This is a genomic window from Vibrio sp. Vb339 (genome assembly GCF_902751245.1).
Lineage (GTDB): Bacteria > Pseudomonadota > Gammaproteobacteria > Enterobacterales > Vibrionaceae > Vibrio > Vibrio coralliirubri.
On sequence record NZ_CADDIS010000008.1, the window covers coordinates 143,665 to 153,893 of the forward strand.

General features: G+C 45.1%; 14 protein-coding genes. 12 read left to right on the forward strand and 2 right to left on the reverse strand.

The features are described from left to right. Positions 1 to 82: 82 nt before the first annotated feature. The 3 genes from HRQ85_RS23435 to HRQ85_RS23445 all read left to right on the forward strand — a co-directional run bounded on the left by HRQ85_RS23435 (position 83) and on the right by HRQ85_RS23445 (position 2,151). Positions 83 to 283 (forward strand): YheV family putative zinc ribbon protein, encoded by a 201-nt coding sequence (locus HRQ85_RS23435; protein WP_029235422.1) that lies wholly within the window; start codon positions 83 to 85, stop codon positions 281 to 283. Positions 284 to 377: 94 nt separating this feature from the next. After that, positions 378 to 968, forward strand: a complete 591-nt coding sequence (gene slyD, locus HRQ85_RS23440) for a peptidylprolyl isomerase (protein WP_017061108.1) — start codon at positions 378 to 380, stop codon at positions 966 to 968. A 217-nt stretch (positions 969 to 1,185) separates the two neighbouring features. Continuing rightward, a complete protein-coding gene (locus tag HRQ85_RS23445) occupies positions 1,186 to 2,151 on the forward strand; it encodes an isoaspartyl peptidase/L-asparaginase family protein (RefSeq protein WP_081229706.1) in 966 nt (321 codons plus the stop codon). Positions 2,152 to 2,329: 178 nt separating this feature from the next. On the opposite strand, the gene HRQ85_RS23450 is transcribed toward HRQ85_RS23445, so the two are convergent. After that, positions 2,330 to 2,557 carry a SlyX family protein gene (locus HRQ85_RS23450; protein ID WP_009848930.1) on the reverse strand — a complete coding sequence of 76 codons (228 nt, stop codon included), beginning with the start codon at positions 2,555 to 2,557 and terminating at the stop codon, positions 2,330 to 2,332. Between the two features lie 5 nt (positions 2,558 to 2,562). After that, a complete protein-coding gene (locus HRQ85_RS23455) occupies positions 2,563 to 3,540 on the reverse strand; it encodes a WD40 repeat domain-containing protein (RefSeq protein WP_017063707.1) in 978 nt (325 codons plus the stop codon). Positions 3,541 to 3,671: 131 nt separating this feature from the next. Here HRQ85_RS23455 and fkpA point away from each other — a divergent pair, with 131 nt between their 5' ends. From fkpA to HRQ85_RS23500, 9 genes are all read left to right on the forward strand, one after another. Continuing rightward, positions 3,672 to 4,448, forward strand: coding sequence for an FKBP-type peptidyl-prolyl cis-trans isomerase (gene fkpA / locus HRQ85_RS23460; protein WP_017061105.1), 777 nt, complete (start codon positions 3,672 to 3,674; stop codon positions 4,446 to 4,448). A 204-nt stretch (positions 4,449 to 4,652) separates the two neighbouring features. After that, on the forward strand, positions 4,653 to 5,378 hold the full coding sequence (locus HRQ85_RS23465; protein WP_004729851.1) for a helix-turn-helix transcriptional regulator: 726 nt from the start codon (positions 4,653 to 4,655) through the stop codon (positions 5,376 to 5,378). Beyond that, positions 5,372 to 5,761: a sulfurtransferase complex subunit TusD gene (gene tusD / locus HRQ85_RS23470; protein WP_017063709.1), complete on the forward strand. Its 390-nt coding sequence runs from the start codon at positions 5,372 to 5,374 to the stop codon at positions 5,759 to 5,761. The genes HRQ85_RS23465 and tusD overlap by 7 nt, the downstream gene beginning before the upstream one ends. Further along, entirely contained in the window at positions 5,758 to 6,114 is a 357-nt protein-coding gene (gene tusC / locus HRQ85_RS23475) for a sulfurtransferase complex subunit TusC (RefSeq protein ID WP_050649570.1), read from the forward strand. Before tusD ends, tusC begins: the two co-directional genes overlap by 4 nt. Positions 6,115 to 6,122: 8 nt before the next feature. Beyond that, positions 6,123 to 6,398: a sulfurtransferase complex subunit TusB gene (tusB, locus tag HRQ85_RS23480; protein ID WP_017063711.1), complete on the forward strand. Its 276-nt coding sequence runs from the start codon at positions 6,123 to 6,125 to the stop codon at positions 6,396 to 6,398. Between the two features lie 182 nt (positions 6,399 to 6,580). Beyond that, entirely contained in the window at positions 6,581 to 6,955 is a 375-nt protein-coding gene (rpsL, locus tag HRQ85_RS23485; protein ID WP_004737194.1) for a 30S ribosomal protein S12, read from the forward strand. A gap of 106 nt (positions 6,956 to 7,061) precedes the next feature. Then, positions 7,062 to 7,532 (forward strand): 30S ribosomal protein S7, encoded by a 471-nt coding sequence (gene rpsG / locus HRQ85_RS23490; RefSeq protein ID WP_010435163.1) that lies wholly within the window; start codon positions 7,062 to 7,064, stop codon positions 7,530 to 7,532. A gap of 166 nt (positions 7,533 to 7,698) precedes the next feature. Beyond that, positions 7,699 to 9,795: an elongation factor G gene (fusA, locus tag HRQ85_RS23495; protein WP_172380708.1), complete on the forward strand. Its 2,097-nt coding sequence runs from the start codon at positions 7,699 to 7,701 to the stop codon at positions 9,793 to 9,795. Between the two features lie 147 nt (positions 9,796 to 9,942). After that, a partial coding sequence (locus HRQ85_RS23500; protein WP_240698135.1) for a GTP-binding protein occupies positions 9,943 to 10,229 on the forward strand: 287 nt, incomplete at its 3' end.

The window sequence follows — 10,229 nt, forward strand, 5'->3', positions numbered from 1 at the left end:
AATAATAAACGCGGTCTCTGCTTAACTTCTCAATAAAGTGAGTGGGAAGAACTGCGAATCCAGAGTAGTAAAGGATATGAACGTGAAACAGAAAAAACGCTTTATCGCAGGGGCAAGCTGCCCAAGTTGCAACACTCAAGACACACTCCGTTGGTGGATTGAAAACAATATCGAGCTGGTGGAATGTGTCGATTGTGACTTCACAGAACAGCGTAAACCGAAAACTGTAGAGAAATCTGAACACGCGAATCAAGAAATGATCGGTATTTTTAAGCCAGAATGATTGAGTTTCGTTAATTGATCCCCATAATATCCCGGTACAGAATTTTTCCTAAGCTCAACTGTTCGAGCTTAGTCCAAACCTCCTTGGAGCTCTCATGAAAATTGAAAAGAACGTAGTAGTTAGTGTTGCATATCAAGTGAAACTTGAAGATGGCGTAGTAGTTGACCAATCCACTGCAGAAGCTCCACTAGATTACCTTCACGGTCACAACAACCTAATTACAGGTCTTGAAAAAGAGCTTGAAGGCAAAGTAGCTGGCGACAAGTTCTCTGCAACTGTTACTCCAGAAGACGCATACGGCGAACACAATGACGCACTAGTTCAACGTGTTCCTGCTGACGTATTCCAAGGTGTTGAGCAAATCGAAGTTGGCATGCGTTTCCTAGCGGATACTGACCAAGGTCCAATCCCAGTTGAAGTTACTGAAGTAGATGGCGACGAAGTTGTTGTTGACGGTAACCACATGCTAGCTGGCCAAACTTTAACGTTTGATGTTGAAGTTGTAGCGGTTCGTGAAGCGACTGAAGAAGAAGTTCAACACGGTCACGTACACCAAGAAGGCGGCTGTGGCGGTCACGACCACGATCATGACCACGAAGGCGGTTGCTGTGGTGGCGAAGGCCATGACCACGGTGAAGAGAAAAAAGACGGCTGCTGCGGCGGCGGTAGCTGTGGTTCTCACTAATACCGAATTAACGGTTTAGTTTAAGAATCTTGAAAGCCTCCCTTGTGGAGGCTTTTTGCGTTTAAGAGCCTCGCTTTTTGACCTCGCTTTTCTCTACCAAACTAAGTGTCCGCAAATCTAAGCATTCGTAAAAGTTTGGTTTTCGTTATCAGACATCGAACCATGGATGTGGTATTGATAGCACAACATTATAAGACGACGTCAGTGGAGAGTTTGTATGTCACAGCCTTTTTCAATTGCCATTCATGGTGGTGCAGGAACTATCTTGCGCGAGCAAATGAGCGATGAATTAAAAGCGGGTATTACCGAGGCTTTGGAAAAATCGGTTTTGGCTGGTTATCAAATATTGCAATCGGGTGGTGATGCTCTGGATGCGGTAGTAGCATCGGTTAAGGTGATGGAAGACAGCCCACACTTTAATGCCGGTAAGGGCTCTGTTTTAACGCATGATGAATTTGTTGAGATGGACGCTTCTGTGATGCATGGCCGCGAAATGGATGCAGGTGCTATTGCAGGCGTTCGCCATATCAAAAATCCAATTGAACTTGCGCGTGATGTGATGCTGAAAAGCGACCATGTGTTGTTGATTGGTGAAGGTGCCGAGAAGTTTGCGTTTGAGCATGATTACACCTTCACCGAGCAAGACTACTTCTTTACTGAGCGTCGCTATGACCAACTTCAGTCGATGAAAGAGAAAGGCATCTTTGCTCTGTCTGAAGCGAAATATGATGAACAGCAAGCTGAGAAATACCCTGACGACAAAAAGTACGGCACGGTCGGTGCTGTCGCATTAGACCAAACGGGTAACTTAGCAGCAGCAACCAGTACCGGTGGCGTGACCAATAAGAAATACGGTCGCGTGGGTGATTCTCCGATTATTGGGGCGGGAACCATCGCTGAAAATGGCAACGTTGCCGTCTCAACAACCGGGATGGGTGAGTTCTTCTTACGTAAAATGGTCGCAAGTGATGTCGCGGCACGAATGCGTTATCTGAAAGAAGATGTGCACACCGCTTGTGAAACGATCATTCAAGGTGAATTGAAAACCATGGGTGGAGAAGGTGGCTTGATCGCTATCGATGGCCAAGGCGATATTCATTTTGGTATGAACAGCTCAGGAATGTATCGTGCAAGTGTTGATACTCAAGGTCGTGTTGAAGTGAAGATTTATGCCGATGATTAAGTTTCTATCGGCTTAATTGGCTTTAGCTTATTCACTGAGATGGAATAAACAAAAGGGCGACAGATAAGTATCTGTCGCCCTTTTGTTTTTTATGTCCCGTCCTGAAATGTATTTATACATTGAAGGCGAGAGACTAACGATATGGTCGCTAGAATCAATTCGTTATTTTGAACCGCACTTAATAGTGTGGAGGTGGCGTCTCTTCTGATGCGTCAGCTAGATTAGAGCCATCCATATTTTTCACTTTGCCAACCACGAATTTCATCTGGTCTTGCATTCTCGTGATCAACATTTGTTGTTGGCTAAGCGCTTCATTGAGTTCTTCAATGGTTTGTTCTTGGAAAGCTAACTGACACTCTAGGTCATTTACGCGGCTTTCTAGTTGTTCAACTCGCTTTTCTGTCATCGTTCTTAATCCACATTCCAAGCTTGGGCAATGCCCGCAGAGGTGCCCGATATCACACGGTTCTTATCATCAAAGGCTGCATCATACACTACCGCACGAGGAGGGCGAGCATCTTTTAGTGGCTCAGCATCGTGGCGAGAAATTCGTTTGCCATCCTGAGTATTCCACACACTCACTTGGCTGGATGGCGTGCCCGTCACCAACATGCTGCCGTCATCAGAAAAACGAGCACTCGAGAAAATCAACTGTCGAGACCAGCTCTGTAGTTGTGCTTGAGGTTCACCCGTTTCAAGATCCCAAATCATCGCTTGATTGCCGCCGTCAGAAGTAAAAGCCAGCTCGCCATCGCGTTGTAGCGCGACTCGTACTACTCTTTGTTCATGCTCAAAGGTGCGCAATACCAAGCCCGACTCGGTATCCCAAAGGTAGGCTTTGTAGTCGTTACCACCGGATAAGGCGTAGCGTCCATTGGATGAAAGGGACACAGAATTCACTTTTTCTCGGTGAGCGAGGAACTCCAGACGGCGTCCGGTGACTAAGTCCACATAGATGGCTTTGCCATTAGAAAGGCCAAGCAGTACTTTTTCACCATTGCTAGAGATATCGACATCGCGAATCAAGCCGTCGGAGATAGACCATAGCCCTTGTGCTTGAGTCCAAGATAAGTCCCAAACGGCGAAGTTCATCTGGCTCGCGGTAATGGCAAAACGGCCATTGTCCGAGATACGGATACGCGATACTTGGTTTTCTAACTGATCTTGTGGGCCAAGCTGAGCCAACTCTTGGTCTTCGGCGAGGTCCCAAAGGAGCAGTTGCTTTTGCTGAGAGTAGAGCAGGGCGAAGCGTCCATCTCTGCTGAGTGCAAAGCTGGTGGCACCATTGGGCTCAATTTCCCAACGCTGCTCATCATCTTGGAAGAAAAAGCAACCATTTAACAAGGTGATGACAATTGTACATAGCAATGAGTGGAAAAATATTCGCATCACATCTAATAATCCGGTTTGTGTCGAAAGACATATGACTAGTATATTGTTATAACTAACGTATTCACACCAATCTAATCATTAGATTTGTGCACAATAACCAATGGCTTGGCCATTAATTGGAGAATTCAATGAAATCAGTTTTAAAAGTATCACTGCTTGCCGCAACGGTTATGCTAGCAGTTGGTTGTCAGAAAGAAGAACCAAAGGCAGAAGCTCCACAGGTAGAAGAAGTTAAAGTTGAAGCAGTAAACTTTAAAACAGAAGATGACAAAGCGGCTTACGCAATCGGTGTATCTTTCGCTAACTACCTAAGCACAAGCATTGATAAGCCAAGCGAGCTAGGTATCAACCTAGACAAAGATATGGTTCTTCAAGGTATCGAAGACGTATTCGCAGAGAAAACAGCACTTAACGAAGAAGAAACTCGCGCAGCTCTTGAAGCTCTAGACAAGCGTGTTGCTGAAACGATGCAAGCACAAGCGGCAGAAAAATCTGCAGAAGTGAAGAAAGCCGGTGATGACTTCCGCGCTGAGTTCGCTAAAACTGAAGGCGTTAAGCAAACTGAATCTGGTCTACTTTACCAAGTAATGACTGCTGGTGAAGGTGCTTCTCCAAAAGACACTGATACGGTTCAAGTACACTACAAAGGTACGCTAACAGACGGTACTCAGTTCGACAGCTCTTACGATCGTGGCGAACCAGCAACATTCCCACTAAACCGCGTAATCCCAGGCTGGACTGAAGGCGTACAACTAATGCAAGTTGGTTCTAAGTACAAGTTCGTTATCCCGCCAGAGCTTGCATACGGTGAGCAAGACACACCGACTATCCCTGCTAACTCAACGCTAGTATTCGAAGTAGAACTACTAAACATCGATAACGCTGAAGCAGCTCCTGCACAGTAATATCGGTTAAAAGCCTCGTACTAAAATACGTGATTGAATAAAAAGCCTAACTTTGAGTTAGGCTTTTTTTATGATTTGAAGATGAGTATTTGATTTTTAAACTTGTTCTAAATCACTAGTTGCAATGTTAGCTAGGTGTGCAATTAAAATTTTCTGATAAACTTACATAAATTTGTTGATTTTTCACACGAAGGTAAGGAATAAGTGACTACTACAGAAACAGTCAATGCAGATGTGTTACTTGAAATGGAATCAGTCCACGTTATGCCATTCAGTGAACACGATAAAATCATTCTAAGATCTTATGAGGCCGTTGTTGACGGTATTGCGAGCCTTATTGGTCCGTTTTGTGAAATCGTTTTGCACTCTTTAGAAGACCTCAATACTTCTGCGATTAAAATTGCCAACGGCGAAAATACAGGTCGTCAGGTTGGTTCGCCGATCACCGATCTTGCATTGAAGATGCTAAAAGATATTGAAGGTTCTAAGCGTAACTTCTCACGTTCATACTTCACTCGCGCTAAAGGCGGAGTGTTGATGAAGTCGATCACGGTTGCTATCCGCAACGGTGAAGACCGAGTGATTGGCCTACTGTGTATTAACGTGAATCTAGACGCGCCATTCTCACAAGTACTGCAATCGTTCATGCCTACGCAAGACGCAGACGAAGCCGCATCATCGGTTAACTTCGCTAGTGACGTTGAAGAACTTGTCGACCAAACGGTTGAACGCACTATTGAAGAAATTAACGCTGACAAATCGGTATCGAACAATACTAAGAACCGTCAGATCGTGATGGAGCTGTACGACAAAGGTATCTTCGATATTAAAGACGCAATCAACCGCGTTGCTGAGCGACTGAACATCTCTAAGCACACCGTGTACCTATACATCCGCCAACGTAAAACAGAGGATGAAGAGGGTTGCTAAGCTATACACTCCTAGTGAATGGGCCAGTCTATGGCTCACAGTCAGCAAGAAGTGCCTACCAGTTTGCCGTGGCTCTGATTAAACAGGGCCACAAACTTCACAGTGTGTTCTTCTATCAAGATGGCGTGAGTAACGGCTCAGACCTTACCGTACCGGCTAACGATGAATTTGACTTAGCTTCTGCTTGGCAAAAGCTGGCTGATGAACACGATGTTAGCCTTGAAACCTGTGTGGCAGCAGCGCTAAGACGCGGAGTGATTAGCTCTGAAGAAGCAGAGCAACATCAATTAAGTGCCTCTAACCTAGCCACGGGATTTACTCAGGCCGGATTAGGGAGCTTATCAGAAGCGCTACTAACGCAAGATAGGGTTGTGCAGTTTTGAGAAAGTTAGCCTTTATATTTAACAGTTTTCCTCATACGACCGCTGCGGGTAGAGAAGGGTTAGACGCATTACTTGCTGCGTCCGCCTACAGTGAAGACATCGCCGTGTTCTTTGTTGGCGATGGCGTGACACAGCTTCTCAAAGCGCAGCAGCCCGACGAAACACTATCGCGTGACTACATCTCCGCATTCAAACTTATGGACCTGTACGACATCGAACAGGTGTATGTGTGTCAGCGTAGTCTGAGTCAGTTTGGTCTTTCAGCAGACAACCTGCTGATCGATGTGACCACCGTTGAAGCCGGCGAGTTAACGCAGAAGTTAGCTCAGTGCCAACAGATACTGACTTTCTAGGGGACGCTATGCTTCATATCGTAAAATCAGTCGACAAACTTAAACTCGCATTGACCTATTCTCAGCCACAAGATCAGTATCTTTTGGTGGAAGATGCGGTGTACGTTTGCCTTCCAAATCATGAGTTATTCACTCAAATCTGCGCAGTAGAGCAGGTGTCGGTGTTAAAACCAGATCTAGATAGCCGAGGTTTACAACTACTTGTCTCAAGTACCATTGATCAAGTTGACTTCGATGGCTTCGTTAAACTGACGGTTTTGAACGACAAATCAGTGACTTGGTAAGCGTGTTCTATCAGTTTGGTTAAAATTAGACCATCCTGAGCTCTAGACGGCTAAAAAAGATCTGTATATTTCTTGACACACCTCCCACTGCTGAATAGAATTTTGCGTCCCTAATTACGACTTGTGATTAGGGATAGATTTTTCACAAAGCTTACTTTCAAGTAAATTTCAGGAGCTAGTTAATGGCAACTATTAACCAGTTGGTTCGCAAACCTCGTGTAAAGCAAGTTGTTAAAAGCAACGTGCCTGCACTAGAAGCGTGCCCACAAAAACGTGGTGTATGTACTCGTGTTTACACTACTACACCTAAAAAACCTAACTCGGCACTACGTAAAGTATGTCGTGTACGTCTAACTAACGGTTTCGAAGTAACTTCGTACATCGGCGGTGAAGGCCACAACCTACAAGAGCACAGTGTTGTACTAATCCGTGGCGGTCGTGTAAAAGACCTTCCGGGTGTTCGTTACCACACTGTTCGCGGCGCACTTGACTGTGCTGGCGTTAACGACCGTAAACAAGGTCGTTCTAAGTACGGTGTGAAACGTCCTAAGTCTTAATGCATTTTCTTTTTTAAAAGAAAGCGTTAAGTAAGGCCAAACACTATTTTATTTATTATTCTGAAAAGTTTTGGAAAAAACCTGAAGAAGACAACGGAGAATATCCATGCCACGTCGTCGCGTAATAGGTCAGCGTAAGATCCTTCCAGATCCTAAGTTCAAATCTGAATTGCTGGCAAAATTCGTTAACATCCTTATGGTTGACGGAAAGAAATCTACTGCAGAAAAAATCGTTTACACTGCACTAGATTCAATGGCTGAGAAGTCTGGTAAAGACCACTTAGCTGTATTTGAAGAAGCTCTTGAAAATGTTCGCCCAGCGGTAGAAGTTAAATCTCGCCGTGTAGGTGGTTCAACTTACCAAGTACCTGTAGAAGTTCGTCCGGTTCGCCGTAACGCTCTTGCTATGCGTTGGGTAGTTGAAGCTGCGCGTAAGCGTGGTGAAAAATCTATGGCTCAACGCCTAGCTGCTGAAATGCTAGACGCGTCTGAGAACAAAGGTACTGCGGTTAAGAAACGTGAAGACGTTCACCGCATGGCTGACGCAAACAAAGCGTTCGCACATTACCGTTGGTAATACCTTTTTAGTGCTGCAAGGTTCCTTGCAGCACTTCTTTAGTTCCTATGCTTATGCTAGGAACTATTGCTATTTCTAGGGCAAGCAATTTTTAGCGAAGCATCGCTTTTAACGCCTAATCTAGACATAGCAATAGTCCCTAAGTCTCTAATAAGAGGATTCAACCGTGGCTCGTAAAACTCCTATAGAGCAATACCGTAATATCGGTATCGTTGCTCACGTAGATGCAGGTAAAACAACCACAAGTGAACGTATTCTGTTCTATACCGGTCTTTCTCATAAAATCGGCGAAGTTCACGATGGTGCAGCAACCATGGACTGGATGGAGCAAGAGCAAGAGCGCGGTATTACGATCACTTCAGCAGCAACCACTACGTTTTGGCGTGGTATGGAAGCTCAGTTCTCGGACCACCGTATCAACATCATCGACACTCCTGGACACGTTGACTTCACTATCGAAGTAGAACGTTCTCTGCGTGTACTTGATGGTGCAGTTGTTGTGTTCTGTGGCTCATCTGGTGTTGAACCTCAGTCAGAGACAGTATGGCGTCAAGCTGATAAGTACCACGTTCCACGTATGGTTTTCGTTAACAAAATGGACCGTACAGGCGCAGACTTCTTGCGCGTAGTTGAACAGATCAAGGATCGCTTAGGCGCAACTCCTGTTCCAATTCAACTGAACATTGGTGCTGAAGAAAACTTCCAGGGTGTTGTCGATCTTATCAAGATGAAGGCAATCAACTGGAACGAAGCTGACCAAGGCATGACTTTCACGTACGAAGATATTCCTGCAGACATGCAAGAATTGGCTGAAGAATATCGTACAGAACTTGTTGAAGCTGCTGCAGAAGCAAATGAAGAGCTGATGGATAAGTACCTTGAAGAAGGTGAACTAACAGAAGCTGAAATCAAACAAGGTCTTCGTACTCGTACCCTTAACAATGAAATCGTACTAGCAACTTGTGGTAGTGCATTCAAAAACAAAGGCGTACAAGCTGTTCTAGATGCAGTAGTTGATTTCCTTCCTTCTCCAGTCGATGTTCCTGCAATTAAAGGTATCGATGAAGACGAGAATGAAGCAGAGCGTCACGCGGACGACAAAGAACCGTTCTCAGCGCTAGCATTCAAGATCGCAACAGACCCATTCGTTGGTACTTTAACTTTCATCCGTGTTTACTCTGGTGTTGTTGAAAGCGGTAAAACAGCTTACAACTCTGTGAAGAAACAACGTGAACGCTTAGGTCGCATTGTTCAAATGCACTCAAACAAGCGTGAAGAAGTAAAAGAAGTACGAGCAGGTGACATCGCAGCCATCATTGGTCTGAAAGATGTGACTACTGGTGAAACCCTTTGTGACCAGAACCATAAGATTGTTCTTGAGCGCATGGAGTTCCCAGACCCAGTTATTCAGATCGTTGTAGAGCCAAGCTCTCAAGCTGATCAAGATAAAATGACTATCGCTCTAGGTAAACTAGCAGCGGAAGACCCATCGTTCCGCGTTGATATGGATGCGGAAACTGGCCAGACTCTGATTTCTGGTATGGGTGAACTACACTTAGATATCATCGTTGACCGTATGAAGCGCGAATTTAGCGTGAACTGCAACGTTGGTAACCCGCAAGTGGCTTACCGTGAGACTATTCGTGGTACAGCGAAAGCGGAAGGTAAATTTATCCGTGAACATGGTGGTAAAGGTCAGTACGGTCACGTATGGCTGAAACTGGAACCATCAGAAGCTGGCGAAGGCTTTGTGTTTGTGGATGAAATTGCCAATGGTATCGTACCGAAAGAGTTTATCGCTTCAGTTGCTAAAGGCGTTGAAGAGCAGATGAACAATGGTGTGCTTGCTGGCTATCCAGTTTTGGATATCAAAGCTACACTATATGATGGTTCTTACCATGAAACAGATTCAAGTGAGATGGCGTTTACAATCGCTGCCTCTATGGCTTTCAGAACGGGTGCACTTGAAGCGCAACCGGTTCTGCTTGAGCCTATGATGAAAGTTGAAGTAACTACTCCAGAAGACTGGATGGGTGACGTTGTTGGCGATATTAACCGTCGTCGCGGCATCATCGAAGGTATGGACGAGGGGACAGCTGGCCTGAAGATAATTCGTGCACAAGTTCCGTTGTCTGTCATGTTCGGTTACGCAACTGATTTACGTTCTGCGACACAAGGTCGTGCTTCTTACTCTATGGAGTTTAGTGAGTACGCTGAAGTGCCTAACAATGTTGCAAAAGCAATCATTGCAGAGCGTGGTTAAACAAAAGGAAGGCATTTTTTTTCATTTTTTGAAAGAACAATGCGTCCAAATATTGCGCTAACGAGAGTTGGCGCATAAAATAGCAATTTCTGGCGCGTCTCGCTCAATAATGAACGTGGCGAATCATAACTAGGAAGGAACACGATTGTGTCTAAAGAAAAATTTGAACGTACGAAACCGCACGTAAACGTTGGTACTATCGGCCACGTTGACCACGGTAAAACAACTCTAACTGCTGCTATCTGTACTACTCTTGCAAAAGTATACGGCGGTGTTGCTAAAGATTTCGCATCTATCGATAACGCTCCAGAAGAGCGTGAGCGCGGTATCACAATCGCAACTTCTCACGTTGAGTACGACACTCCAGCACGTCACTACGCACACGTAGACTGTCCAGGACACGCGGATTATGTTAAAAACATGATCACTGGTGC